This is a genomic window from Bradyrhizobium erythrophlei (assembly GCF_042430365.1).
GTDB lineage: Bacteria > Pseudomonadota > Alphaproteobacteria > Rhizobiales > Xanthobacteraceae > Bradyrhizobium > Bradyrhizobium erythrophlei.
Genome location: NZ_JBHMET010000036.1, coordinates 59,822 through 85,937, shown reverse-complemented (window position 1 = coordinate 85,937; position 26,116 = coordinate 59,822). Strand labels below are relative to the sequence as shown.

25 protein-coding genes and 1 pseudogene are annotated in these 26,116 nt (G+C 62.6%); 20 read left to right on the top strand and 6 right to left on the bottom strand.

Translation table 11 applies throughout. The features are described from left to right. Positions 1-23: 23 nt before the first annotated feature. From ACFFWD_RS05615 to ACFFWD_RS05590, 6 genes are all read left to right on the top strand, one after another. On the top strand, positions 24-1,460 hold the full coding sequence (locus tag ACFFWD_RS05615; protein WP_376962459.1) for a glutamine synthetase family protein: 1,437 nt from the start codon (positions 24-26) through the stop codon (positions 1,458-1,460). A 51-nt stretch (positions 1,461-1,511) separates the two neighbouring features. Continuing rightward, positions 1,512-2,687, top strand: a complete 1,176-nt coding sequence (locus ACFFWD_RS05610; RefSeq protein WP_376962297.1) for an ABC transporter substrate-binding protein — start codon at positions 1,512-1,514, stop codon at positions 2,685-2,687. Between the two features lie 120 nt (positions 2,688-2,807). Beyond that, positions 2,808-3,674 carry a branched-chain amino acid ABC transporter permease gene (locus ACFFWD_RS05605; RefSeq protein ID WP_376962295.1) on the top strand — a complete coding sequence of 289 codons (867 nt, stop codon included), beginning with the start codon at positions 2,808-2,810 and terminating at the stop codon, positions 3,672-3,674. A 1-nt stretch (position 3,675) separates the two neighbouring features. After that, positions 3,676-4,674 (top strand): branched-chain amino acid ABC transporter permease, encoded by a 999-nt coding sequence (locus ACFFWD_RS05600; RefSeq protein WP_376962293.1) that lies wholly within the window; start codon positions 3,676-3,678, stop codon positions 4,672-4,674. Continuing rightward, entirely contained in the window at positions 4,671-5,435 is a 765-nt protein-coding gene (locus tag ACFFWD_RS05595) for an ABC transporter ATP-binding protein (protein WP_376962291.1), read from the top strand. The genes ACFFWD_RS05600 and ACFFWD_RS05595 overlap by 4 nt, the downstream gene beginning before the upstream one ends. Beyond that, positions 5,416-6,129, top strand: coding sequence for an ABC transporter ATP-binding protein (locus ACFFWD_RS05590; protein WP_376962289.1), 714 nt, complete (start codon positions 5,416-5,418; stop codon positions 6,127-6,129). Before ACFFWD_RS05595 ends, ACFFWD_RS05590 begins: the two co-directional genes overlap by 20 nt. A 770-nt stretch (positions 6,130-6,899) precedes the next feature. Here the strand turns inward: ACFFWD_RS05590 and ACFFWD_RS05585 are convergent. After that, entirely contained in the window at positions 6,900-7,313 is a 414-nt protein-coding gene (locus ACFFWD_RS05585) for a RidA family protein (RefSeq protein ID WP_376962287.1), read from the bottom strand. 34 nt (positions 7,314-7,347) lie between these two features. After that, a complete protein-coding gene (locus tag ACFFWD_RS05580) occupies positions 7,348-8,478 on the bottom strand; it encodes an acyl-CoA dehydrogenase family protein (protein WP_376962285.1) in 1,131 nt (376 codons plus the stop codon). A 206-nt stretch (positions 8,479-8,684) separates the two neighbouring features. Between ACFFWD_RS05580 and ACFFWD_RS05575 the strand changes: the two genes are divergently transcribed. After that, entirely contained in the window at positions 8,685-9,344 is a 660-nt protein-coding gene (locus tag ACFFWD_RS05575; RefSeq protein WP_376962283.1) for a Crp/Fnr family transcriptional regulator, read from the top strand. 8 nt (positions 9,345-9,352) lie between these two features. Here ACFFWD_RS05575 and ACFFWD_RS05570 read toward each other — a convergent pair whose 3' ends face one another. Beyond that, positions 9,353-9,883, bottom strand: coding sequence for a flavin reductase family protein (locus ACFFWD_RS05570; protein WP_376962281.1), 531 nt, complete (start codon positions 9,881-9,883; stop codon positions 9,353-9,355). Positions 9,884-10,050: 167 nt separating this feature from the next. On the opposite strand from ACFFWD_RS05570, the gene ACFFWD_RS05565 reads away from it, so the two are divergent. From ACFFWD_RS05565 to ACFFWD_RS05510, 12 genes are all read left to right on the top strand, one after another. Beyond that, positions 10,051-10,662 (top strand): ABC transporter substrate-binding protein, encoded by a 612-nt coding sequence (locus tag ACFFWD_RS05565; protein ID WP_376962279.1) that lies wholly within the window; start codon positions 10,051-10,053, stop codon positions 10,660-10,662. Positions 10,663-10,691: 29 nt separating this feature from the next. Further along, positions 10,692-10,826, top strand: coding sequence for a hypothetical protein (locus ACFFWD_RS05560; protein WP_376962277.1), 135 nt, complete (start codon positions 10,692-10,694; stop codon positions 10,824-10,826). 3 nt (positions 10,827-10,829) lie between these two features. Continuing rightward, complete coding sequence (locus ACFFWD_RS05555) at positions 10,830-11,858, top strand: branched-chain amino acid ABC transporter permease (RefSeq protein ID WP_376962275.1); 1,029 nt, start codon at positions 10,830-10,832, stop codon at positions 11,856-11,858. A 2-nt stretch (positions 11,859-11,860) separates the two neighbouring features. After that, positions 11,861-13,657 (top strand): branched-chain amino acid ABC transporter ATP-binding protein/permease, encoded by a 1,797-nt coding sequence (locus tag ACFFWD_RS05550; protein WP_376962273.1) that lies wholly within the window; start codon positions 11,861-11,863, stop codon positions 13,655-13,657. A 2-nt stretch (positions 13,658-13,659) separates the two neighbouring features. After that, positions 13,660-14,403: an ABC transporter ATP-binding protein gene (locus tag ACFFWD_RS05545; protein WP_376962271.1), complete on the top strand. Its 744-nt coding sequence runs from the start codon at positions 13,660-13,662 to the stop codon at positions 14,401-14,403. A gap of 49 nt (positions 14,404-14,452) precedes the next feature. Further along, on the top strand, positions 14,453-15,787 hold the full coding sequence (locus ACFFWD_RS05540) for an amidase (protein ID WP_376962269.1): 1,335 nt from the start codon (positions 14,453-14,455) through the stop codon (positions 15,785-15,787). Beyond that, positions 15,777-16,607: an alpha/beta fold hydrolase gene (locus tag ACFFWD_RS05535; protein ID WP_376962267.1), complete on the top strand. Its 831-nt coding sequence runs from the start codon at positions 15,777-15,779 to the stop codon at positions 16,605-16,607. The genes ACFFWD_RS05540 and ACFFWD_RS05535 overlap by 11 nt, the downstream gene beginning before the upstream one ends. Before the next feature lie 6 nt (positions 16,608-16,613). Further along, the gene (locus ACFFWD_RS05530) at positions 16,614-17,009 is read left to right on the top strand and encodes a RidA family protein (protein WP_376962265.1); all 396 of its coding nucleotides are present in this window, start codon (positions 16,614-16,616) and stop codon (positions 17,007-17,009) included. Next, complete coding sequence (locus tag ACFFWD_RS05525; RefSeq protein ID WP_376962263.1) at positions 16,982-20,353, top strand: indolepyruvate ferredoxin oxidoreductase family protein; 3,372 nt, start codon at positions 16,982-16,984, stop codon at positions 20,351-20,353. Before ACFFWD_RS05530 ends, ACFFWD_RS05525 begins: the two co-directional genes overlap by 28 nt. 22 nt (positions 20,354-20,375) lie before the next feature. Next, on the top strand, positions 20,376-21,092 hold the full coding sequence (locus ACFFWD_RS05520; RefSeq protein ID WP_376962261.1) for an SDR family oxidoreductase: 717 nt from the start codon (positions 20,376-20,378) through the stop codon (positions 21,090-21,092). A 504-nt stretch (positions 21,093-21,596) separates the two neighbouring features. Then, positions 21,597-22,046 carry a ribose 5-phosphate isomerase B gene (gene rpiB, locus ACFFWD_RS05515; protein ID WP_376962259.1) on the top strand — a complete coding sequence of 150 codons (450 nt, stop codon included), beginning with the start codon at positions 21,597-21,599 and terminating at the stop codon, positions 22,044-22,046. Between the two features lie 72 nt (positions 22,047-22,118). Then, complete coding sequence (locus ACFFWD_RS05510) at positions 22,119-22,949, top strand: HNH endonuclease (protein ID WP_376962257.1); 831 nt, start codon at positions 22,119-22,121, stop codon at positions 22,947-22,949. Between the two features lie 7 nt (positions 22,950-22,956). Here ACFFWD_RS05510 and ACFFWD_RS05505 read toward each other — a convergent pair whose 3' ends face one another. The 3 genes and pseudogenes from ACFFWD_RS05505 to ACFFWD_RS05495 form a co-directional block, all read right to left on the bottom strand. Next, positions 22,957-23,583, bottom strand: a complete 627-nt coding sequence (locus ACFFWD_RS05505; protein WP_376962255.1) for a TetR/AcrR family transcriptional regulator — start codon at positions 23,581-23,583, stop codon at positions 22,957-22,959. 10 nt (positions 23,584-23,593) lie between these two features. Further along, positions 23,594-24,010 carry a nuclear transport factor 2 family protein gene (locus ACFFWD_RS05500; RefSeq protein ID WP_376962253.1) on the bottom strand — a complete coding sequence of 139 codons (417 nt, stop codon included), beginning with the start codon at positions 24,008-24,010 and terminating at the stop codon, positions 23,594-23,596. 66 nt (positions 24,011-24,076) lie between these two features. Next, positions 24,077-24,259, bottom strand: a pseudogene (locus ACFFWD_RS05495) (peptide deformylase); the annotation flags it as partial. A gap of 114 nt (positions 24,260-24,373) precedes the next feature. On the opposite strand from ACFFWD_RS05495, the gene ACFFWD_RS05490 reads away from it, so the two are divergent. Beyond that, on the top strand, positions 24,374-25,633 hold the full coding sequence (locus tag ACFFWD_RS05490; protein ID WP_376962251.1) for a serine hydrolase domain-containing protein: 1,260 nt from the start codon (positions 24,374-24,376) through the stop codon (positions 25,631-25,633). Positions 25,634-26,116: the final 483 nt, after the last annotated feature.

Genomic DNA, 26,116 nt, shown 5'->3' with positions numbered 1-26,116 from the left:
GGCTCCCTTCCGATGAACCTGGCCTGAGCTTTGTCAGGAAACACGGGCTTTGGTCCGACGAACAACACGATGCGGCCGCGCGGCTGCGGCGGATCGCCGAGGACAGCAAGCTCGAAACCATACGGCTGTCGTTTCCGGATCAGCACGGGATCCTGCGCGGCAAGACGCTGATTGCGTCCGAGGCTTTGCAAGCGCTGGAAAGCGGCTGCTCGATCACGACGACGATGCTGGCAAAGGACACCTCGCATCGCACGGTATTTCCGGTGTTTACGCCCGGCGGCGGCTTCGGCAGGAGCGAGATGCAGGGCGGAAGCGATGTCCTGATGGTGCCGGATCCGACCACCTTCAAGATCCTGCCATGGGCGCCGACGACGGGTTGGCTGTTGTGCGACCTGCACTTCGCGGACGGGCGGCCGGTCCCATTCGCCACGCGTGGCGTGTACAAGGCGGCGTTGGAAAAACTGTCCCAACGCGGCTACGATTTCGTCGCGGGGCTCGAGGTCGAATTCCATATCTTTCGGGTCAACGACCCGAAGATGCAGCCGCAACATGCAGGCCAACCCGGCGAGCCGCCCGAAATCAGCCTTCTCTCTCATGGATATCAGTATCTGACGGAGCAGCGCTACGATCAGATGGAGCCCGTGCTCGAGCTCATCCGGCGCGACCTCGTCGCGCTGGGTCTTCCGCTTCGTTCGATGGAGGTCGAGTACGGACCGAGCCAGGCAGAACTCACTTTTGCACCGACGACGGGCCTTGTTCCGGCCGATACCATGGTGTTGTTCCGCGGCGCCGTGAAGCAGATCTCGCGCCGCCATGGCTATCACGCGACCTTCATGTGCAGGCCGCGCATTCCAAACGTCGTCTCGTCCGGCTGGCATTTGCATCAGTCGCTGGTCAGCCGCGAGGGGGGCGAGAACGCTTTCATGTCGAAAGTCGCGGGAGAGCCGCTGTCTACGTTTGGACGGCATTATCTGGCGGGCCTGCTCGAGCACGCCCGCGCTGCTACCGTCTTCACCACGCCGACGATCAACGGTTACAAGCGTTATCGGTCCTATTCGCTGGCACCGGATCGCGCCATCTGGGGGCGCGACAATCGCGGCGTGATGCTGCGCGTTCTCGGCGGTCCAGACGACAGGGCGACGCGCCTGGAGAACCGGGTCGGAGAGCCTGCGGCGAATCCGTATCTGTACATGGCCTCGCAGATCCTTTCCGGACTCGACGGCGTCGACCGCGCCCTCGATCCAGGGCCGTCAGCCGATACACCTTACGAGACCAACGCCGCACTGTTGCCCAAGTCCTTGCGCGAAGCGGTATTCGCTCTGCAGGAGGATCCCTTCTTCCGGAATGCGATGGGCGCGGAGCTGGTGGACTACTACGTCCATATCAAGAATGCGGAGATCGATCGCTTCCAGGCGGAGGTCACCGAATGGGAACAGCGTGAATATTTCGAGATGTTCTGAGCCAAGCCGAGCAACCATGGCCCGACAAGCCGTCGACACGAGAGGGATGAAATGATCAAGCCGACCAGCCTGCTTTCCGCCGTGGCCGTATTCGGACTGATGAGTTCGGCGGCGGCCGCGGACGTCATCAAGGTTGGGGTGATCGGCACCATGTCCGGTCCCTTTGCGCTGTTCGGCCAGAACTTCAAAAGGGGGATCGAAGCCTGGGTCGCCCAGAACGGTTCCAGGGTTGGCGATCACCAGGTCGAGTTCATCTATCGCGACGAGGAGGCTCCCAATCCGGCAAAGTCCAAGGCGCTGGCGCAAGAACTGCTGGTGAAGGACAAGGTGCATTACCTTGCCGGACTCTATTTCACGCCGGATGCCTTGGCGGTGGCGCCGCTCTTGGGAGAATCCCGGACGCCGCTCATCGTGCTGAACGCTGCGACCTCCACCATCGTCGAGAAGAGTCCGTACATCGTGCGAACATCGTTCACGATGTGGCAGAACGCCGTTCCGGCGGCGAAGGCAGCGATGAGGAGTGGCTCGAAGAAGGTCGCTATCGCGGTCAGTGACTACGGTCCGGGCCTCGACGCAGAAAGCGCATTCAGGAAGACCTTCGAAGCCGACGGCGGCACCGTGACCGAAGTCATTCGCATGCCGCTGAATACGACCGACTTCAGTCCGATCATGCAGCGGATCAAGGACTCTGGCGCCGATACCATCTTCACGTTCCTGCCGGCAGGTCCTCCGACGCTCGGCTTCGTAAAGGCCTATATCGACAATGGATTGAAGGCGGCCGGTGTGAAGCTGGTGTCGACAGGCGACGTCGTGACGGAGCCGGATCTCCCGAACATCGGAGAGAGCGGCATCGGCATCCTGTCAACCTACCACTACGCTCTCTCCCATTCATCACCGGAGAACAAGGCGTTCCTGGATCAGATCGTCAAGGACGGTGGCAAGCTCGACGAAGTCACGATGACCTCGGTCGCGGCTTATGACGGGGCGCGGTTGATCTACCGGATGATCGAGGCGACCAACGGACAGCGGGACCCGGAAAAGGCGGTTGCCTCGGTCAAGGGAATGAAATGGATCAGCCCGCGTGGACCGGTTTCGATCGATCCGGAAACGAGGCACATCCGGCAGAACGTCTACCTGCGCGAAGTGGCCAAGCAGGACGGCAAGCTGATCAACAAGGAAATCCAGACGTTCGACGCTCAACCGGATTGGGCGCTCAGCAAAAACTGACCTTCATCCGGCGCTCGCAGCCGGACTGCCGGCTTCGTTACTCTCTCTCTCTCTCTCTCTCTCTCTCTCTCTCTCTCTTGATCTGGTGCCGCGGCGCAGCCGGCCCGATGGGATGAAACCGTGCGAACAATCTTGAGCATCGGCGTGGATGCCGTCGCATACGGCATGGTGCTGTTCACGATCTCGATCGGCCTGTCGGTCATGATGGGCCTGATGCGCGTCGTTAACCTCGCCCATGGCGCATTCGCCATGATCGGCGGATATCTTGCATCATACGCGCTGCGCGGAATGGGAATGAGTTATCCGGTGGCGATTGTCGCTGCCATCGCCGGAACGATCCTGATCTCGGCTCCCCTGGAGTTTCTGCTCTACCGTCGAATTTACCGCAAGTCCGATGCCCTGACCCAATTGCTGATGACAATCGGAATTGCGTTCTTCATCATCGGGGTGGCGAACTTCATCTTCGGCCCCACGCTCAAGCCGATACCCCTGCCGGCGTCGCTCAGCGGTCCGCTGGACATCGGCTTTCGGATGCTCCCGACCCACCGGGTGTTCGTGATCGGCTGTGGCGGCACTGTGGCGCTTGCGCTCTGGTATCTGCTGGAGCGGACCGAATTCGGCGTACGCCTCCGGGCCGCGGTCGACGACAACGACATGGCAGAAGCGCTCGGAATTCGGACCGAGCTAATCTATTCCGCGACCTTCGCGCTGGCGGTTGGCCTCGGTGCCTTCGGCGGTGTCATCGGCGCCGAGTTGCTTCCGATCGAGCCATTCTACGCTCTTCGCTACATGGTCGTCTTTCTTGTTGTTGTTTCGGTGGGAGGAGCCGGGTCCATCTTCGGGGCGATGTCTGCATCGTTGTTGCTCGGACTGGCGGATACCACCGGCAAATATCTGGCCCCCGAATTCGGCGAGTTCTTCTTTTATCTTGCGGTCATTCTGATCGTATTTCTGTTCCCGAACGGTTTGTTCGGCCGGGCGCATTGAGATGGCGATGGCTGTGACGAGAGAGGTGCCGACGGTCAGGCCGTCTTTTCCGCCCGAGTTGATCGGCGTCGCGACGATCGCCGTGCTCGGGTTGTGCGGGTACGTCCTGTTTCCCGACGATCTTGCGTTCCTGACAAGGTTGATAGGTGTCGCATTCCTGGTCCTGTCGCTCGACCTCGTGACCGGATATTGCGGTGTCGCGACGCTGGGCCATGCAGCGCTCTTCGGCATCGGCGCCTATGCCGCCGGCAACGCCTGCATCGCGGGGGTCAAGGACCCTTTCGCTCTGCTCGGGGTCGGTGCGGCCTGCGGGGCTCTGGCAGGGTCGCTATCGGGTGCGTTGATCACACGGTTCAAAGGATTGCCGCAACTCGTCATCTCGATCGCCTTCGGTCAACTCATTGCGGCACTGTCCAACAAGCTCGCGTGGGTGACGGGCGGAAGCGACGGGCTGTCGGGTATCGCGCCCGCGCCTGTCCTGGGCGTTTTTTCATTCGACATGTATGGTCGGACCGCGTTCGTGTTCTCCGTCGCGATACTGGCCGTCGTTTTCACGTTCCTGGTGCGCTTCGTCCGGTCGCCGTTCGGGCTGCTCTGCCGGGGCATCAAGGATGACGATCTGCGAGTGCAAATGATCGGCGCGTCGGTCTACCCGCGGCTGGTCGCCATGTACGCCGTGTCCGGAGCCGTTGCGGGCATTGGCGGCGCGCTCACGGCGATCACGACCGGCGTGGTTGGCCTGGATAGCGTCGGGTTCGAGCGTTCGGCTGAGGCCTTGGTGATGCTGGTTCTCGGGGGAGCCGGCAATCTTTGGGGAGCATTGACCGGTGCGGTGCTCTTTCAGGTTTTCGAGCATGTCGTCGCTGCGACAAATCCGTTCCATTGGATGACACTGGTCGGAGTGCTCCTCGTGCTGATTGTCTTCTTTGTCCCGCGCGGCATCTCCGACGGCGCGGCGGTTGGATGGTCGAAACTGCGGGGGTGGAAAACGCGAGCATGACGATACTGCTCAGCCTGCGCGATGTCTCGAAATCGTTCGGCGGACTGCACGTGAACCGAAACGTCTCGTTCGACCTGTCGAGCGGCGATCGCGTTGCGTTGATCGGACCAAATGGCGCAGGAAAGACAACGCTTGTCAACGTGATCTCCGGTAACCTTGCGCCGACTGAAGGGCGGGTCATGTTCGACGGCGAGGACGTGACAGATCTATCGATCGCGCCGCGCGCCCGTCGTGGACTCGTCCGGACGTTTCAGATCACGCGCCTCTTTCCCACGCTGAGGGCAATCGAAAACGTCGCGCTGGCAGTGATGCAGCGCAAGGGAATGACCCGGCAATTCCTGTCGGTCGCCGGACGCGCGTCCGACGTTCGTGACGAATGCCGGGAGTTGCTCGGGACGCTCGGCATTGTCCACCTTGCAGACCGTCGTGTATCGGAGCTCGCCTACGGTCAGCAGAGGCTGCTTGAGATGGCGACCGGTCTGGCGCTCAGGCCGAAGGTGCTCCTCCTCGACGAGCCGGCGGCGGGGGTGCCTCACGACGAGGCGCCGAGGATACTGGAGGCCATAGAGCGGCTGCCGTCCGATATCGCCGTCCTCATGATCGAGCACGACATGGATCTGGTTTTTCGATTCGCGAAGCGGGTTTTGGTGCTGGCCAACGGCACGCTGATTTTTGCAGGAACGCGGGCAGCGGTCACGTCGGATGAAGAGGTCCGTCGTGCCTATCTTGGGAGCTACGCCGATGCCCGCCGCACGGCTTGAGGTCGCAAATGTCAGCGCCGGCTACGGCGCGACAAGGATCATCACCGACATGTCGTTCGACGTGGCGGCCGGGGATCGCCTGGCGATCCTCGGCAGGAACGGGATGGGCAAAACCACGCTGCTCGCGACGCTGATGGGACTCTCAACCCGTCACGCTGGGCAAATCAAGGTCGATGGGATCGATCTCGCAGACCTTCGCACGTCGTCACGCTCGCGTCTCGGGGTTGGGTACGTCCCGCAGACGCGCGGCATATTCCGCTCCCTGACCGTCGAGGATAATCTCTCGACGGGGTTGAAGGATCGGCCGCGAAGTGCGCTCGCGGAGGCATACGAGATGTTCCCAAGGCTGGCTGAGCGGCGACATCATCTTGGGATGCAACTGTCCGGTGGCGAACAGCAAATGCTGTCGATGGCGAGGACTCTGCTTGGAAAACCTTCCATCTTGCTTCTCGACGAGCCCCTCGAAGGACTGGCGCCGGTCATCTGCGACGAGCTCATGTCGATGATCTCCCACATGGCGGCTTCCGGTGATGTGACAGTCGTGCTCGTCGAGCAGCAAATCGAGCGCGCGCTGGATTTTGCAAGCCGCGTGCTGATCCTGGAGCGCGGGCGGGAGGCCTGGTCGGGGGCCTCGAGCGAACTCAGATCCAACCAGTCTCTCGTCGACCGCCTTCTCGGAGTTGGCATCCATTGAGCACGAGTCGGGCAAGATGACTCATTTGTTCGGTGAGCGGTGCGGGCGGTCACGGTGCAAACCGAACCAGGCCTTGCCTGAGCATCGACGGTATCGAATGCAAACCGATGAGGGGGAGCGGTGGCTTTTTGTGTAAGCACACGCGTCCGCTTAATCGATTGACTCCGATACTTGCCGCAGTAGCCAATTTCCGAGCCTCATAAATTTTCCTGTGATTCAAGACCAAAAGGTTAGGCGGGTGTACCGTCGGGATTTGACCGCCAGCTTTGAAAGTTTGTGCTTGCAAATCAAGGCGATAATGACGTCCTAAATGATTGAATGGGGAGTAGTGTGGCCGGCTGCTATCGCGCAGCTTTGCGTATGTTTTGGCAGTCCACGTTTCGTATCCAGTGGGATTGTCCAGAGTTACGACCTCCGCTTAACCCGATTGAGCTCGGCATTCCACTCCGCTCCGTTAGCGGGGGCACTGCGAGCGTGCAGAAAGGTCGTGCAATGCGGCCCAATCGCACGGCGGCGTGGCGAACGGACCTGCCTTCGTATCGCCGCGCAGTAGGGGCCTATCGTTTTCTGCGGTGAGTTAAAGGATGCTGGTGTCGGGGGCGAGTCGCTTCGGGAGCCCGCAGGCGGGAGTTGCATTAGCCGACAAGCGGTACATGTCGTGTTTGCCCTCGAGGACCGACCTTGTTCCCTCATTGGGCCGCGACTCGCAAGAGAAAGGCGGCCGGGATCGACCTTGATCCCGACCCAGTCTGGGAGAAAACGGATTTCGTTCAGTTCTTGGCAGCGGCAACCGCCTTGATCTCAATGATCAGACCCGGGCGGGCCAGTCCGGCGATGTCGAGGATGGTCCAGGTTGGGAAGGGGGCGGGAACGTACTGGGCCTTGACCTTCGCGAAATCGGCGAGATGCGTGTTTAGCCCGACGTGGTAGGAAACCAGTTCGACCAAGTCGCTCATTTGGCACCCGGCCTCTTCCAGAACCAGCTTCAAACGTTCGAAGGCGTTCACAAACTGCTGTTCGGGCTTCTCCGGGATTGATCCGTCGGGGTTGAGCCCAATTTGTCCAGCGACAAAAACGAGGCCTCCAGCCTTCACCGCTGATGAATACTGAAATTTGTCGAAGATCTTTCCGCCGCCGGCGGCAGCAAAGATCGGATTCGTCGAGCTGTACACTGTTTTGGTCATTCAAGAGTCCTCACGGTTTTCGAGGTTGTGGATGTCAGAGGCGCGTCCCGGGTGTCAGTTCGAGACCTAGCAGAAGGCGTCCGTAGGCCTCCGAGATCGGTTCGGGCTGGAGAAGGAAGTGAGAGCTCATCGCATGGATGTCGCGAAAGAGGCGCTCGATCCGCGTGCCTTCCGGCAGGAGGGCCCCGCCAAGCGCCGCGAAGAGCCGCTGCGTCGAAGCGAGGGCCTGTCGCGAGGCGACGGCGATCTTGGTGCGGCTGAGGCCGCGTTCTTCCGGCGTGAGGATACCGACCTGGCCGATGCGGTCCTCGATCATGGCGGTTTCCGAGAGAAGGAAATCACGCAGCAGGCTCATGGTCGCCGCGCTGCTGCCCGCATCGACCTGTGCGATCTTGTCGTTGATCTGGGCCTGCTGGTTACCGGAGCTGATCCGGCCGCGCATGATCTTGATGCATTCCTCGCTGCAGGCGCTGGCCACGCCCAGCGTTGGCGCCAGGACGGACATCGCGAATGCGGTGTTGAGCGGAAAGTCGTAGCACCTCTCGTCGTTGGGGCTGGTCGGATGTTTCTTTCCGGTTTGCAGATCGGCCCAGCTCATGAAGCGATGCTGAGGCACGAACGATTTCTCGAGAGTGATGTTCTTGCTGCCGGTGCCACGCATGCCGATGACGCGCCAGCTTTGGTGGTCGATCACGAACTCTGACTGGCCAACAAGAACGATGTGAGGCGCGGGTGCTCCGGTCGCTCCGGGAATGTTAACCAGAAGGCCCAGCCAATCGGCGACGTCGACGCCGGACGCGTAACGCCAGCGTCCGCTCAAGACGATGCCGCCCTCGACGAGGTCGACCTGGATGTCCTGACCGACACCACCGGTCAGCATCGGCACGATTGGCGAGACGCCGTCCGCGAATATCTCGGCCTGCGCCTCGGCCGAGAACTTGCCGAGCATCACGATGTTGGCGCTGGTCAATCCGGACAGCCAGGCGCTGGACGAGCAGCCGCGTCCGATGTTGAACGTCGCTTCCCAAGCGAGCCGAGGCGATGCGCCGAAACCGCCGAAACGCGCAGGTCGCATCAGGTTGAACAGCCCGGTCTCGAACAGGCGTCCGGCGACGTCGTCGGGGATGCGGCGCGCTTCCTCGATCCGAGGCGCTTGTTCGCTCAACCAGGGTACAAGGGCGGCGGTTCTTTCAATGACCTGTTCAGCTCCCGCTTCCACGGATGCGGGGCCTGCGGTTCGTTGTGCCAAGCCCATTGCGATTGCCTCCTCTCGCGCTATCATTCTCGTCGGATACCGTGGGGTGACGTTTGCGCGCTGTATCGCCGGATACGTGCTTATTGTTCCTTTGGAGAAATCTGCGGAGGGCATGAATGACGAAAAAGCCCGCCGCGACCTGGCGCATGACGGATGCGCTCGCGGCCAAGCTGCGTTCGTTCGAGGGTAAGGTCAGGCTGCGCCGCTTTGCGGAAGGCGAGCAGCTTTACCGGCAGGACGAGGTCAATGGCTGCTTCTATTTCGTGAAGTCTGGTCTCGTCCAGGTGTCGATCTTCAGGCGGGACGGCACTGAAGTCGTGCTGGAGAACATGGGACCGAACGCCCTGTGTGGCGAAGGCGCTGCGTTCGATGGACTACCGAGGTTCTCGTCGGCTGTCGCAGTCGAACCGACCGAAGCGCTTGAGTTCGACGTGGCCAGGCTGGAATCCCTGATTCGAGAGGACCCGGAATTTGCCCTCGCCATGCTCCGGCTCACCAGTCTCAAGCAGCGGATTCTTGCGCTACGACTGGAGCATCTCGTCTCCAACGATCCGGAAGAGCGCATCCTCGAACTGCTCAATCGGCTGAGCAGGATGTTTGCCGTCGATCACGAGCGAGGCCGGAAGATCTTGACGCATCTGACGCACGAGCAGATTGCGTCTATGACGGGCACTTCCCGCGTAACCGTCACCCGGACCCTTGGGCGGCTGCGCGACAAGGGGATGCTGTCCGTCGAGGACGGCTTCACCATCCTCGCCAAGAACCTCGACGTCTAAGCCTGGACTCAACCCGTCCACCAGAGTTCGTCGATGCGTTGTTCCGTGGCCTGGTTCGGCTCATCGTAGGGAAGGCGGGCATACCTGCCTCCATGATAGAGCAGTGGCGTTGCAGCTGTCGTCGGCCCGAACATGTCGTCGATCTGGCCGATGAGGATGCGGTGGTCCCCGCCGGGATGTTCCGCAACGAGCCGGCAGCGGAAGGTGGCGTTGGCTCCCTCGATCCAGGGCACGCCTTCAGTCTCCTTCCAGCGCCACGTCGGCGCGGCGAGGGGCTTGCCGGCATGATGCATTGAGACATCCTGCTGGTCACCCGCAAGCAGGTTGACGGAAAAAGAGCCGACAACGGTAATCCGCTTTGCCGTTGCACTGGTCAGCGCAGCACAAAATAGCAGCAGCGGAGGATCTAGGCTCACCGGCGTGAGGGAATTGACCGTCATGCCGGCCGGACCTGATTCCCCTGCGACCGCGATCAGTGTCACGCCGGTCGTTAGCCTGCGGAAGAACGTCCGAAAGTCCTGGGCGGGATCCCCGTTCATGTTGTCAATCTCCATGAGCTCAGCCGCTCTCTCTGTGCCCAGTTCTAAGTCAGGCACCCGTGCTCCGCTGTATCCAGCAGCACAAACTGGCCGATGTATCCGCAGATACAGCGGAGCGCGCCGCGTCAGTGTCACGCTGGAGTCATAACGGTAACCGTGAGGGGAACATGACCACGACCGCGAAGTGCGCCTCCATCGCATTCGGCCTGTCCACACTGCTTACTGCCGGGGCTATCGCAATTTTCGATCATCGCCCAGCCAATGCTCTGGAGAAGCCGGAGTTGCGCATCGCCGCAATCATCGCGGTGACAGGGCCGGCGTCAGCCCTCGGGGCGCCGGAGCGGAACGCAGTCGATCTGTTCGACAAGACCTGGTCGAACCGCGAGGATCTCCCGTTCAGGATCAAGGTGATTTCCTACGACGACGGCTCGGACCCGACCAAGTCGGTCAGCCTCGCGCGCAAGGCGATCGAGGAGGACAAGGCCCATGTCGTGGTTTGCTGCACGACCACGCCGAGCTCGATGGCGATCATCGACACCGTGAACGCCGCCAAGATCACGATGATCTCGATGGCCTCGTCGGCGACCATCGTCGAGCCGGCAAGCGCTCGCCCGTTCACCTTCAAGACGCCGACGTCCGACAAGCTGATGCTCCAGCGCACGCTCGATTACATGAAGCGACAGGGTATCAAGAAGATCGGCTTTTTCGGCCTCGAAGACGCTTACGGCGAAGGGGGCCTCAAGGAGCTCCAGAATGTGGGGCGAAGGCAGATGATCTGAACGCCGCCCGCGTCGCGATCAAGGATGCGATGGAGCGGACCAAGGAATGGCCGGGCGTGAACGGCGTCTTCAACATCACCCCGACCGACCATCTGGGTCTCGACAAGCGTTCGACCTTCCTGTCGCAGATCAAGGGCGGCAAGTTCGTCCTAGTCGAGGAGTGACCCTTGCTCGACACGCTCCTGTTCCTGCTTGCTGACGGCGTCACCAACGGTGCCGTCTACGGGCTCGTCGCCCTCAGCCTCATCGTGATCTACACGGTGACGCGCGTAGTGAACATTGCGCAAGGCGAGTACGTGACGTTAGGAGCGCTTTCGTTCGCGGGCGCGCTGTCCGGGTCGTTCAACGTGCTGAGCGCAATCGTCGCTGGCGGGCTCGCTGCATTCGCACTGAAGGATGTCGCGGACCGGCGGCTGTCTGCCACGGTCAGAGTTCGCATCATCCTCTCGCGGGTGCTGTGGATCCTGGTCGTGCTTGCCACCGCTTGGGCCGCCAGCCTTCTGCCGGGATCCTATTGGCTCGCCGTTCTCGCCTCACTGGTGGCGACCGCCTCGCTGGGAACATTGGCGTATCGCCTGACCGTAGAGCCCGTGTCCGGCGCATCTCCGATCGTGCTCCTGATCGTCAGCGTCGGCGTCTACATGGTCTTCCACGGTACCGCCGTGATGATCTGGGGCGCAGAGCCGCGCTCCGTTCCGCCAGTCGTCGACGGAGGTCTTACGCTGGGACCCGTCTTCGTCACCTATCAGAGCCTCTGGATCTGCGCCTTCTCGGTGCTGGCGATGATCACGCTTTATCTATTCTCGGAGAGAACCTTGGTCGGGCAGGCTTTGCAGGCCACTGCGGCCAACAGGACCGGGGCGCAGCTCTGCGGCATTCCCGTCAGCGTGGCCGGCCAGCTCAGCTTCGCGATCGGAGCGGGCTTCAGCGCGCTCTCTGGTCTGCTGCTCGCTCCGCTCGTGACCGCGAACTACGACATGGGCTTCCCGATCGGTCTCAAGGGTTTCGACGCGGCGGCGCTCGGCGGGATCGTGGAATATCCCACAGCGCTGTTCGGCGTGCTGCTGGTCGGGCTGACCGAGTCGTTTTCCGCGTTTCAGGTGAGCGCCTTCCGCGACGTCGTCGTCTTTCTGATGGTGATTCCCATTCTGTTGTGGCGGAACGCGGTCCGTCCACCTGAAGCGCACGAGCATTGATCATGAGCGCTCCGCAATCTGGTATCCGATCGTCCTGGCGTACGCCCGGCGTCGCCTCGCTCGCCGCCGCGATTGGTCTGTTCGTGCTCGCCTGCATCATCGCCATTCTCGGCCCGCAATACGACGTCACTCTTCTCGTCACGGTGGGGCTGGCCGCACTTGCGGCGATGGGCCTCACCCTCCTGCTGATCGCAGGCCAGGTGTCGCTGGGACAGGGCGCCTTCATGGCCATCGGTGCCTATGTTGCGGCGATCCTCGCCCGCGACCATGGTGTTCCCTCGCTCCTCGCCCTTTTGATCGGGGTCGCGGCGTCGGCGGCCGCGGGCGTTGTCGTGGGTGCGATCACGTTGCGGCTCAAAGGCCATTTCCTGCCGCTCGCGACCCTTGCCGTCGGCATCGCCACCAGCGCCGGCATCGTCGCTGCCGGATCGATGACGGGCGGCGCCTCGGGCCTTGGCCAGATTCCCCCGCTTGCGATTGGTCGGCTCGAACTGGTGAACGAGCGCGCTTTCGCGGTTCTGGTCTGGTCGATTGTCGCGGTGTTGGGCGGCGGATTGTCGCGATTGCTGCACAGCCGGACCGGGCGCGCCGTTGCCGCGCTGAAAACCAATGTTGAAATGGCGGAAGTATTCGGGGTGAATGCCACGCGACTGCGGTTGCTGGTGTTCATCGTCGCCGCGACGTTGGCGGGGCTTTCCGGCGGCCTCTATGCCTTCTACTTCAAGTTCCTCAGTCCGGCGCCGTTCGGACTGACGTCGAGCATCAACCTTCTGATCGCCTGCATCTTCGGCGGAATGGCCCATCCGCTCGGTGCCGTGCTCGGCGAGATGGCGATCACCGCGCTCGAAATGGTTTTGCAGAACACGGTGGCGCGCATGCTTGGATTGTCGGGACATGTCGAGATGATCGTGTTCGGCATCGTGTTGATCGGCGTGCTGCTGCGATGGCCCGGCGGCATCTGGTTCGCGTTGCAGCGCGGCTGGCCCACGTTCTCGGTGGCGCGGCCCAGCTGGAATATAGAACTCACCCCGTCGAAGCGCGGCGCCGAGGGCGAGGATCTTCTGACGGTCACGGCAATCGCGAAAAACTTCGGCGGGCTGAGGGCGCTGCAGGGCGTATCCTTCTCGGTGGGCCCGGACCAGATCGTGGGTCTGATCGGCCCCAACGGTGCGGGCAAATCCACGACGTTCAATATCGCAACCGGGCTGCTCGAGCCCTCCGAGGGCAGTGTTCTCCTCATGGGGGCGTCGCCACCTTCACGGGTGTCGGACCTGGTGCATCGGGGAGTTTCCCGCACGTTCCAGCATGTGCGAATCGTGCCGGAGCGGACCGTGCTCGAGAACGTGGCCTTCGGCGCCTACGCCCAGGGGCGTTCCGGAATCGTCTCCGGAATGTTCGCCTTCGACCGCAGCGAGGAGGCCGCGACCTTCGCCAAGGCTTGGCGTGCACTGGAGATCGTGGAGCTGGATGGGTTGGCCCATGAGCCGGCGTCATGCCTGGCGATGGGGCAGGCCAGGCTGGTTGAGGTTGCCCGCGCGCTGATCAGTCGACCGAGGCTTCTGCTGCTGGACGAGCCGGCCGCTGGCCTGCGCAGCGGCGAGAAACTCAAGCTCGTCACGCTGCTGCATCGTCTGAAGCGGGCGGGAATGTCGGTTCTTCTCGTCGAACACGACATGGATCTGGTCATGAACTGTGTCGATCGGGTCGTCGTTCTGGACCGCGGGCAGGGCCTGATGACCGGCCAACCGGATGAGGTCCGCCGCGACGAGCGCGTCATCGCCGCTTATCTGGGAGCGTGATCATGCCGCACCTGCGCGTCAGCGGATTGAACGTGTGCTACGGTCGAGCGACGGTGATTGAATCCCTCGACCTCGACGTGAAGCCCGGAGAATTGGTCACTGTCCTCGGTGCCAATGGCGCGGGCAAGACGACCCTGCTCAACGGGATCATGGGCCTTTGTCCGCCGCGTGCGGGGGCCGTCACGCTCGACAGCGTCGAGCTCGCAGGCCTTCGCCCGGAGCAATTGGTCGGTCGTGGCGTGGTCCTTGTGCCCGAGCGGCGAGAGTTGTTCGGGAATCTCAGCGTGGAAATCAATCTGCGGCTCGGCGGCTATCGCTCCGGTGCGCCGGCCAAATCGCTGGACAGGATCTACGGCTTGTTTCCGATCCTGGCCGAGCGGCGTCGCCAGAAGGCCGCGACGCTGTCGGGAGGCGAGCAGCAGATGCTGGCGGTCGGCAGGGCATTGATGGCCGAACCTCGCCTACTGATGCTCGATGAGCCGTCGACCGGCCTGGCTCCGCTGATCGTCCAGGAGATCCTGCGTGTCATCGGCCAGCTCAAATCGGAAGGGCTGACCATCATCCTGGTCGAACAGAACGCGCGACTTGCCCTGTCCGTGGCTGACCGAGGCTATGTGCTGGAGCTCGGCCGCATCGTGCTTGAAGGTTCAAGTGCCGAGCTTTCGGCCGATCCTCGGCTGAGCCAGGCCTACCTCGGAGGCGCCGCCGATTACGCCGCTGCGCGGGACCAAGTCTATGTCGACTGAAGGCGAAGCCGCAGGGCTGCACGAACGCTATAAGCGCGAACTGTCGCCGGTGGACGTCGCGCGGGCACAGCTCGATGCGATTGACCGCTTGAATCAAGGCGTGAACGCCTTCGTCCTGATCGACGAGGTTCTCGCTTTGAAAATGGCGCGGGAGTCCGAAGGGCGGTATCGCCGGGGCGAGCCGCTTGGCCCGCTGGATGGCGTCCCGATCACGGTCAAGGACACGCTCAACGTCGCCGGCTGGCCGACGCGGCGGGGATCACAGACGACGTCGAATGCGGCGGCGCCGAAAGACGCAGTCTCGATCGCGCGCCTGCGCGCGGCCGGCGCGGTCTTCCTCGGCAAGACAACAACCCCGGAGTTCGCCTGGAAAGGGCTGACCGAAAGCCCGCTCAACGGCGTCACGGTGAGTCCTCTGGATCCGGCCCGTCATGCGGGTGGCAGCAGTGGTGGAGCCGCAGCGGCCACGGCCCTGGGGCTCGGCATCGTTGGAATAGGCACCGACGCTGCCGGATCGGTCCGCATTCCGGCCGCGTTCTGTGGTGTGGTCGGATACAAACCGACGTTCGGAGCGATACCGCTCGATCCCTATCCGGCTGCGTTCTGGCAGCTTCCGCATATCGGGCCGATCACGCGGAGCGTGGCGGACGCAGCGCTTGCCGCCTCCGTGATGAGCGGTGCGGCGGGATCGGATTGGACGTCGCTGGCCCGGACGACGCTTGGTGAGCATTTGTCGGGCCAAGGGCGGCCGTCGAAGATCCGGATCGGGGTGCCGGCCGGACTGGACGGCCATCTCGACCTGGATATCAGGAATGCCTGGGACGATGCTCTCTCCGTCATCGCGGTCGATACGCCTGTCTCGACCGTCGAGATTCCGATCGAGGAGTCGAGGGACATCGTCGGCACGCTCTATCGTCTCGGCTGCGCTTACGCCGTGTCTCAGGTCTCCGAGGACAAGCGCGATGGCCTGCATGATGATCTTCTCGCGTTCATCGAACCGGTGAAGCATCTTAAAGCCGAGGATTTACTGGGGCTGCAGCGGCGTCGGGAAGAGATTGCGAGCCGGTTGTCAGCGCTCTTGGTCGACGAGATCGACGTCCTGCTGACACCGACCATGCCATGCCTGCCGCTTCGCACGGACGCGCCGGCCTCCGCAGCGGTCGATTGGTTAAAGTGGTGTCCGTTTACGCCGCTGTTCAATCTTTCGCATGGTCCGGCCGTCTCGGTGCCTTGGCACAGTGAGGGCGCCGCGCTTCCAATTGGGCTCCAGGTCGGCGCCGCGCCGGGAAGGGATGGCAACGTCCTTGCTGCCGCTGCGACGATAGAGGCCCTCGACGCTCGCAGATGTGCAGCAGGCTCGCGGACATCCGGTCATGTCGGCTGATCGCGCAACGCGCCATGTCCTGGAGGTCGGTCCTCTCGCCGCGGGCGGAGGGGCTCACGTCTCGTTTTTGAGGGCGGGGCAGGGTGCACCCGTTCTTCTGCTGCATGGCTTCGCTTCCGACGCGAACGAGGATTGGGTTGAGACCGGCTGGTTCGACGCACTGGTCGCCGCAGGATTGGACGTCGTTGCTCCGGACCTGCGTGGACATGGCCGCAGCATCAAATCCCGCGATCCCGCGGACTACCGGCTGGATGCGTTCACCAGCGACGTCATCGCGCTCTGCCACGATTGCTGGGGAACGCGTTCATTCAGCCTGGTCGGCTATTCGATGGGGGCGCACGTCGCGATGTCAGTTGCGCTGGCGTTGACGGGCTATGTCGCAAACCTCGTTCTGGGTGGCATGGGCGATCGGATCGCCGCAACCGTCGGGCTCGCGCCGGAATTCGCCGACGCGCTCGACGAGGCTGAGGAGGTCTCTGGCGACCGACCGCAGATTCCGTCCTACGCCGTTCGGTTCAGGCAGCACGCGGCGTCGCGGCCGTTCAACGATCTCAGCGTTCTCGCGGCATGCCTGCGTGGGCAGTCCGGGACTTTTGACCTCGATCGCCTCGCGGCGGTGACTGCGCCGACGCTCGTTATGGTCGGCGACCAGGACAAGTTGGCAGGCGCCCCATATCCCGTGGCGGCGTTCTTTGCCGCAGGCGTGGGACAGACCGTGCCTGGAGCCAATCATGCTTCGGCGCTTGCCGACCGTACTTTCCGCGAGCGAGCACTGGCCCACATTGTGCGCGATGCCGCGGCGATCACCACCTCGGAGTAGCTGATTATGACGACGACGAGATCGCGGACCTACGACGCGCTGCCTGCGCCGCTCGGAAAGTTCGCTCATGCGACAGTGCTGCCGCTCGCGGGAACTAAGCTGGTGTTTGTGTCGGGTGTCACGGCTCGGGAGTCAGGCGCGCAGGATACGGAAGCGCAGACGCGCGTCATCTATGAGCGTATTCGATCGGTCCTCGACGAGGAGGGCGGAGGATTCCGTCACGTCCTGAAGATGAACGTGTTCGTGCTCGACATCCGCGACTATCCCGCGACGAACAAGATCCGCGAGGAGTTCTTCGCAGGCATGGATCCGCCAGCAAGTACGCTTGTCGAAGTCTCCAATTTCGTGCGCCCGGATGTCCGGGTGGAGATCGAATGCATCGCGGCGATTCCAGAAAAATGAACGATAAGACGAAGACCCCTCGGGCCATGCGCGAAGTGTCGCTTTCGGGCAAGTTCGACCTCACCAGCGGCACGATCTTCATCACCGGAAAACAGGCCTTGTCGAGAGTGCCGCTGCTGCAGCGGGAGCTCGACCGGCGGCGCGGTTTGCGCACTGCGGGCTATATTTCCGGCTACCGGGGCTCTCCCCTCGGTACGATCGACAACGAGCTCCTGAAGATCGCCGATCGCCTGAAGGCTGCCGACATCGTCTTCGAGCCTGGGCTGAACGAAGATCTCGCGATGACCGCCGTGTGGGGCAGTCAGCAGCTCGACTTCGTGCCGGGCCGCCGCGTCGATGGCGTGTTCGGCATGTGGTACGGCAAGGGCCCGGGTGTCGATCGATCCGGCGATGCGATCAGCCTGGCCGGCTTTGCGATGTCGCGCGAATGCGGACTCCTCGCCGGACTGAAGCTCGTCAACGAGACAGCGGACTGCACCCAGGCGGTTGAGTTTTCGCTCGACGAAGTGATGCCTGTCCTCGAAGAGACGCCGACTGCGCGCAACGACGTTAGCATTCGCGTGGAAATGCTCGCGGTCAGGGCGCAGGACCAAAGGATGGTCCGAAACAAGCTGCCGCGCGTGCACGCGTTCACGCGGCGGAACGGGATCGATCGCGTCGCGTTCGGAGCGGAACGGCCTTCTTGTCTGGGCATCGTGACCGCCGGCAAGGCTTTCCAGGACGTTGTTGATGGGTTGCGTCTGCTCGGCATCGACGACGCCCTCGCGCGCCGGCTGGGTATTGGCGTCCTGAAAGTGGGCCTGATCTATCCGCTCGACCCGGAGCCCCTGAATGCATTCGCGCAGGACGCTGCCGAGCTGCTGTTCGTCGAGGAGAAGCGGCCCCACATGGAGCTCCAGGCTGCCGCGCTGATGTACCATTGGGCCCGGCGACCGAACATTTCGGGGAAGTGCACCCCGGATGGAGAGCCGTTGCTTCCAGCGGACGAACCGCTGGATGCCGCCGGCGCCGGCCTGGCGATCGGCCGTCGTGTCCTCGCCGTCGTTCCGACCGATCTCACAGAAGGCGCAGCGCTGGAGGCGACGCTGGGGCGGCTCTCCGGACGCCTCGCCTCGTTCAAGCAGATCGAGGCCGGTTCGCTCGCGCGCCGTCCGGTCTTCTGCTCAGGCTGTCCTCACAACCGGTCGACGAAGCTGCCGGAGGGTTCGTTTGGCGTCGCCGGAATCGGCTGTCATGGCCTGGTGCAGTTCATGGACCGCAACCCTTTGCCCTGCACCCATATGGGGGCTGAGGGGGTGAACTGGATCGGGTTGTCGCATTTCACGGACACGAAGCATGTGTTCGTCAATCTTGGCGACGGCACCTTCTCGCATTCGGGCTCGCTCGCCATTCGTGCTGCGGCGGCTTCCGCCGCGAACGTGACGTTCAAGATCCTCGTCAACGACGTGGTCGCGATGACGGGCGGCCAGACCGTCGGGAGCGGTCTGTCGGTCGAGGCTATGGTCCGACAGGTCTTGCTGGAAGGAGCTACGCGCGTCGTGGTCGTGGCCGAAGATCCGGATGGCCTACGCTCCGGGCACGCGTTGCCGGCTAACGTTGCAGTCCTTCACCGCAGCCACATGGAAGGCGTGCAGCGGGAGTTGCGCGAGGTCCCCGGAACGACGGTCATTCTCTCCGTGCAGATGTGCGCCACGGAGAAGCGCAAGAGACGCAAGCGCGGCAAAATCCCTGCTGCTTCGAAACGGGTGGTCATCAATCCCGCGGTCTGCGAAGGATGTGGGGATTGCTCCCGTGCCTCGAACTGCATGTCCGTGCAGCCGCTGGAAACCGAATTCGGCCGCAAGCGCCGCATCGACCAGGCGAGCTGCAACAGCGACATGTCCTGCCTTGAAGGCTTCTGTCCTTCGTTCGTCACGATTGAAGGCGGCGAGCTCAAGAAGCCTGAGCCCATGGACCTCGACGCCGTCGTCGCCCATTTGCCAAGACCCAGAACCGACGGAGCCAACGGAGAGCCGTTCGGCATTTTGTTCGCGGGTATCGGCGGCACCGGCGTGGTGACGGCTTCTGCGATCGTCGGCATGGCGGCTCATCTGGAGAGGCGCGGCGTCGGCATCTACGATATGACCGGCCTCGCGCAAAAGGGCGGGGCCGTCTACAGCCACATGCGGATCCTGCCCAAGCCAGGAAGCGTGGCGCCGCTCCGGCTCGGACTGGAGGATGCCGGCATCCTCATCGCATCCGATGTCGTCGCGGCAACCCAACTTGAAGCATTAAAGGCAGTGGCGCCCTCGACGACGGTCCTCGTTGAAAGCGAGGTGGTGGCGACGCAGACGTTTCATGAGAACAGCAACATCGATCTCGACGCCGAACGCCTCGTCCGTCGCCTCGAGCGGCGGGTCGACCGACAGCCCGTTCGCGTGCCGGCGAACGACCTTGCGAGGCGCGCATTTGGCGATCCCATCTCCGCCAACATGATCATGCTGGGATATGCCTTGCAGATGGGAGCGCTGCCGCTGTCGCCGGAGTCGATGGAGCAGGCAATCCGGCTGAACGGCGCGGATGTGGCCGGAACGCTACGCGCGTTCCGCCTCGGCAGACTGTACTTCGCGGAACCAGAGGCGGCGCGGTGCTTGCTGGCTCCGGATGAGCCGGAAGTGACAATGGCGGCCAAGCCCCGCGACACGCTGGAGGAGCGTATCGCCGTTCGAATCGATGCGTTGCGGGCCTATCAGGATGCCGCGTACGCCGAACGCTTCCGCGTTCTTGTCGAGCGCGTGCGGAGCGTGGAAGACAACATTGCCGCGGGCTCGACCCGGCTGACCGAAGCGGTCGCCAGGAACGCCTTCAAGCTCATGGCCTACAAGGACGAGTACGAAGTCGCTCGCTTGCTGACCGATCCATCCTTCTGGGACGGCGTGCGGCGCCGGTTCGACGGCGGCGCACTCAGGCTGCATCTGGCTCCGCCCATCCTCTTTGGCCGTGATCCGGCTACCGGGCGCCCGCGCAAGAGGGCGTTTTCGGCAAGAGTTCTGCTGCCTGTGCTGCGTGTGCTGGCGCGATGCAAGGTGCTGCGCGGCTCGGCGCTGGATCCGTTCGGCTGGATGCAAGAGCGCCGCGCGGAGCGAACCTTGCGCGATCGGTACTTCGCGAAGGTCGACGAAATCGTGGCCAACCTCGACGGCACCAACTTCGAAGCGGCCGTGGCCCTGGCTTGCTATCCGGACGAGATCCGAGGCTACGGCCTTGTGAAGGATGAATCGGTGAGGCGAACAGAATCCCGCGCCAAGGCATTGTGCGCGCAATTTCGCCGGGGCTCTCCCAATGGCTTAACCAACGCTGCCTAGAGCTAATCAAGGAATTCCCCGTATGCATGTCGATCTAAGAGATTCGCAGTTTCTTGTTGTAGGAGGCAGTTCCGGCATCGGCCTGGCCGTGGCAACCGCCGCCGCCGCCGCTGGTGCGGCGGTTACCATCGCTTCGCGCTCGCAAGCGAAGCTCGACTCGGCTCTTGCAGGCTTGGGGCCTGCTGCGACAGGACGCCAACTCGATACGACCGATCTTGCGTCGGTCGAAGCCTTCTTTGCCGGAGGAGCGGCTTGGGACCATGTCGTCATATCGGCCGCCCAGACGACCAGTGGTTCGGTCCGGAAGCTGAGTCTATCGGAGGCCCATGCTACGATGGATAGCAAATTCTGGGGCGCTTACCATGTGGCCCGATCGGCCAAAATTCGAGACCACGGATCACTTTGCTTTGTCTCCGGTTTTCGGAGTGTTCGTCCGTCGGGAAATACTGTTCTCCAAGGCGCTGTCAATGCCGCACTCGAGGCTCTCAGCCGTGGCCTTGCTTTGGAGCTGGCCCCCGTAAGAGTTAACGCCGTCTCGCCTGGATTGATTGCGACATCCCTATGGTCGGGCATGTCCCAAACGGATCGCGAGGCGATGTTTGCGAGTACCGCCGAGCGGTTACCGGTCCGGCGTATTGGGAATTCTTCGGATGTCGCGAACGCTGTATTGTTTCTGGCATGCACGCCTTTCGCGACAGGTTCGACCGTCGTAGTGGATGGAGGCGGCACTATTGCTTGACGACACACTCCACGGTGTCCGAGCGCGCGCTTTTATCTGCCGGCCTGATTGGCTGGGCTTCGCCTTGTCCACAAGCAAGTTGGCCCGCCAGGATGGCGCGCTACAATTGTCGGCCACGAGTGCTTCTGGCGCGAAGAGAACCTGATTGTCCAGGGACGGATGAGCGGTGAGGGCGATCACCGAAATCCTTATCATTGACGGTATCGGAGCCAACGCCGCACAAGGGCGAGCGGTTACCTTCCCGCCAAGTACGCGGGCCCACTTGGTCGATTGACTCCGATAGTTGCCGAAGTCGCCCTTCCTGCGAGACGTATGAATTTTCCTGTGAATTCAAGAACAAAAAGTTAGAGCGGAAACTCCGTCGGGATTTCTTGGCCAGCTTTGAACTTTGCGCTTGAAAATCAACGCGGTAATGTCGTCCTAAATGATTGAGTGGGAGTAGGGGTGAGTTGATCCAACTCGGCCAAGCCGCCAAATTGCTTCCGGAAACGGGACGACTTCTCCATGACAGCCAGCAACCGCATCGCCCTCTCCAGCGACCACGCCGCCATTCAGCTCCGACAGGCCATTGCCGCTCATATCGCGGCCCATGGCTGGGTGGTGGTCGACATCGGACCGACGACGCCGGAGAGCACACACTATCCTAAGCACGGCGAAGCGGCGGCGCGGCTCGTCGCCTCCGGCGATTGCCGGTTTGGCATCGTCCTTTGCGGCACCGGCCAGGGCATCATGATGGCGGCGAACAAGGTAAAGGGCATCCGTTGCGGCGTCTGCGGCGACACATTCTCTGCCCGCATGATCCGCCAGCACAACGATGCCAACATGCTGTCGATTGGCGCGCGCGTGGTGGGCGAAGGGCTGGCGCTCGATATCGTGGATGCGTTCCTGACCGCCCAGTTCGAGGGCGGCCGGCATGCGACGCGGGTGGAGATGATTGGGGCGCTGGAGGGGTAGGGGCGCAAATGCCTACTGGAAAGAAGCGGCCCTACGAGATTTGATCTGCGGAAGGGTCGTGCCGAGATAACCATGGGATTTGGAGTTTTCATTCATCGCTCGGACTCGATCTACAACGACAGCCCAGCAGAGCAATATCAATTTCCCAGCCAGTATCTGCGTCGTGTTGAGGCCTGCGTCGGTGACTGGATAATCTATTATGAACCCAGCAAGGTTGCTGAGACGCGAGGCTACTTTGCAATCGCAAAAGTTCGTCAAGTTATTCCCGATCCCTGCATTTCAGGGATGTACCTCGCGCTGATCGAGCCGGGAAGCTACCTCGACTTTGCTAATCCAGTCCCGTTTAACGGAGCAATGGGACCGGTCGAGCGAGGCGTGCTCAATGACCAAGGACGGATTTCCGGCCGCGCTCATGCGGCGGTCCGTCCAATTTCTCCCGAAGATTTCAGCAGAATAGTCGAACGCGGCTTCGAAGAAAAAGCACCCCTGTTGCCGCGGCTCGACAATGACATGCCATCGCCGAATTTTGACGAGGTGCAGACACCATTTGCGTTTGACCAGCAGCGCGACCGTATGAGCGTCACCGTGTCGAGGATATTGCGTGACCGAGTTTTTCGTCGTGTTGTCCTGCGTGCCTACGACGAACGCTGCGCCATCACCGGGCTAAAGCTCATCAACGGAAGAGGACGAGCGGAAGTCGCTGCCGCACACATCCGGCCGGTGGAAGCAAGCGGACCAGATATCGTCAGCAATGGAATCGCTCTTTCCGGCACCGCACATTGGATGTTTGATCGTGGTCTTATTAGCCTAACTGACGATTTGGAAATATTGATCTCTCGGCAAACAAACGATCCTCAAGGGATACGATCGATTAGCCGTGGCGTAGTCGAGTCATGCGCGTGATCGCGGGTTATGCCTTCGCTGACCGGGCCCCGCGAGTTGGCTTGCTGTCGAGTGCGGCCCGCACGAGCGCCCGAATGGCCCACGCCTTCACGTCGCGCGTGGCCTGTTCGTCGATGCGGAGCACATCCTTGAATACGATCATCGCTTCGGGGCCGAAGATCAGGCATAGCGCGTTGCACAGCCGCTCATACTCGCGGCGATCCAGTCTGCTGCGCACAGGCGCGAGCGCCGCCTCGATCAGCGGCAGGCGCCGGTTCTGGCGAACCGGCACCCCCTGCGTTTCCACCATCACCGAGGATGCCAGCATGACCCGCAGCGCCGGTTCGTTGTCGTAGACCGCGCGGTGAAGGGCGGCTTCGGCCCGCTCGAGACGGGCCTCCGCATCGCTCGATGTGTCGTTCGCGAACATTGTCGGACCGTCGGGCGTGGCGATGTCGATCGACGCTTCCGCCAGCAGGATCTCGATGTCAGGGAAATAGCGATACGCTGTGGCCCGCGACACAAGGGCCGCCTCCGCGACCTCTTCCAGCGACGGTTTGCGGCCCTGCTTCATCAGTTGCGCGGCCGCCGCGAGAAGGTCCTTGCGGGTTCTGTACTGCTGGTTGCCGCGGTCGCGGGATTTGCGATCCGACATGACCGATCCTTCAGGACAGTTGCTGGAGGATGGCTCCGAAGTCGAGCCAGACCTGCTCGCGCTGGATGTCGCCTGCGTTGGTGAACTCGAGCACGTGCAGCATCCGGAACGCGAGAGGGCGCCCCTTTCCCTCGAGGCCGAATGGTCTGCCGACAGCGCGTCCACGCCAAAGCGTTTCGTCGATCAGAAAGTGGTCGCCGTAGAGACGACGGACGCATTCGGTCTTGCTCTCCGCAAGATCGGCGAACAGCGCCTCGTAGAACTTGCGGGCCTGCGCATGGCCGATGGAGGGGCCGCCCGGCCAACCGACGACGTCGTGCTCGCAATCGGGCGTGAGGGTCGAGAGCACGCCGTCAATGTCGTCGCGCGCCTCGAAACCGAAATGCTCCTCGATCTTTCGATCCATGAATTCATAGGTCAGGGCCAAGGTGCTTCTCCTTCGTGAGATTATCTGTGCGTAATGAGACGTATGTCTCATCAAGATACGATCGTGTCAAGTCCTGCGCCCGCCCAGCCGCTCGCGTTTGCCGCGGGACAACTGCTTGATCCAGAACACGCCGTTCAGCTGATCGATCTCATGCTGGTGATAGACCGCGCGCAGGCCTTCCGATTCCTCGGTCTGCATGTGGCCCTGAACGTCCTGGTAGCTGATGCGGACCCGCCCCTGGGAATGCCTCGGCTCGTGTCTAGCCAACCGCGCACGACGACGGTCACCCCAGCGCAAACGCGCGATGTGCTGCATGCCCTCGCATGATACGACATCAGTATCGTCCCTCCGGAGCCAGCCCTCATGTCCGTCGCGACCGCCCCCAACCAGCAGCCCGCAACCGCCGCCGAGACCGATCCGCAAACGCTTGGCTGGATGCAGGGCTTTCCGCCGCCGCAGGATAAGACGATCACATTCCAGGACGGTTCGTTCCGCAGCTTCCCTGAGCTGCGCTGGGCCTGGAGCAACATCCGCCAACTGGTGCCGACCGTGAATGTGTGGCGCGGGGCAGGGCCTGCGTCGGTGCTGCCGCGCGAGGAGCATGATATCGGCGCGTCCGCGTCGGTCACGATGGACGGCCGTCCGATGACCTTCGCGCGCATGCTCGAGGAAACCTATGCCGACGGCATCGCCGTGCTGCACCGGGGCAAGTTGATCTACGAGCGCTATTTCGGGGCGCTAAAGCCGCACAAGCCGCATATCGCGATGTCGGTGACAAAATCGTTCACCGGCACGCTGGCCGGCATTCTGATCGCCGAGGGCAGGATCGATCCGCAGGCCCTGGTCGCGGACTATCTGCCGGAGCTGAAAGCAAGCGCGTTCGGTGACGCGCGCGTCCACGAGGTCATCGATATGACCACGGGCCTCGAATACACCGAGGTCTATACTGACAAGAATTCGCATGTGTGGGGGCTGCGCCGCGCTAACGGCATGGCGCCGATCGAGCCTGGCTATGACGGCCCGACCACCAATTTCGATTTCCTGTGCGCGCAGCGCAAGCAGGGCGAGCACGGCAAGGCCTTTGCCTACAAGACCGTCAACACCGACGTACTCGCCTGGATCTGCCGGCGCGCGAGCGGCATGACGCTGTCTGATCTTCTCTCTGAGCGTATCTGGATGCCGATGGGCGCGGAGGAGGACGCGCATTATCACGTCGACCGCATCGGGGCAGAAAGCGGCGGTGGCGGTCTCTCGACGACGCTGCGCGATCTGGCCCGCTTCGGCGAGACCATGCGCAATCACGGCCGCTTCAACGGTCGCCAGATCGTGCCGGCATCCGTGGTCGAGGACATCGCGCGTGGCGGCGATCCCGAGAAGTTCAAGCCCGCCGGCTACACCACGCTGCCCGGCGCCTCGTACCGGAATCAATGGTGGGTCACGCACAACGCGCACGGCGCTTACATGGCGCGCGGCATTCATGGCCAGGGCATCTATGTCGACCCGAAAGCCGAGATGGTGATCGCGCGCTACGCCTCGCACCCAGCCGCGGGAAATGTCGCCAACGACCCCGTGACGTTGCCGGCCTATATGGCGCTGGCCAGGGATTTGATGGCAGGCGGTTAAGCAAGCGAAGCCTGGATGAGCGTGGCGACATCCGGGGCTCGTCCGCGCGCGCTCCGCCACGCGATTGATTTGCGCCGGTCTGCCTGGCCCGCATGCGACAAATCAACCCGACGGCAAACCGGTGCTGTAGAATGGGTAGAGCGAAGCGAAACCCATCGCATCGCCGGGAGTGTTGATGGGTTTCACTGCGCTCTACCCATCCTACAGCTCCGCGGCCCATGCCACTGATTTGCCCGACGGCGCAAGTGCCCTCGTGAAAAATATTTCGGTTTTTCGCAAGTTGGAATCGGTGTATGAATTCGCCCGTCTCACCCGAACGAGGGGCGGATCGCGATCGTCACGAACGCGGGTCGAGATCCGGTGGACGCTGATGTCACGACTGACGAGCGTGGCAGACGTGGACGGCGAAGTCGTGTGGTCCTGACGCCCCAGTGGCTGGTGTCTCCTCGCAAGACGTGAAGGCGTTTTTGCGAGGACGGCGGC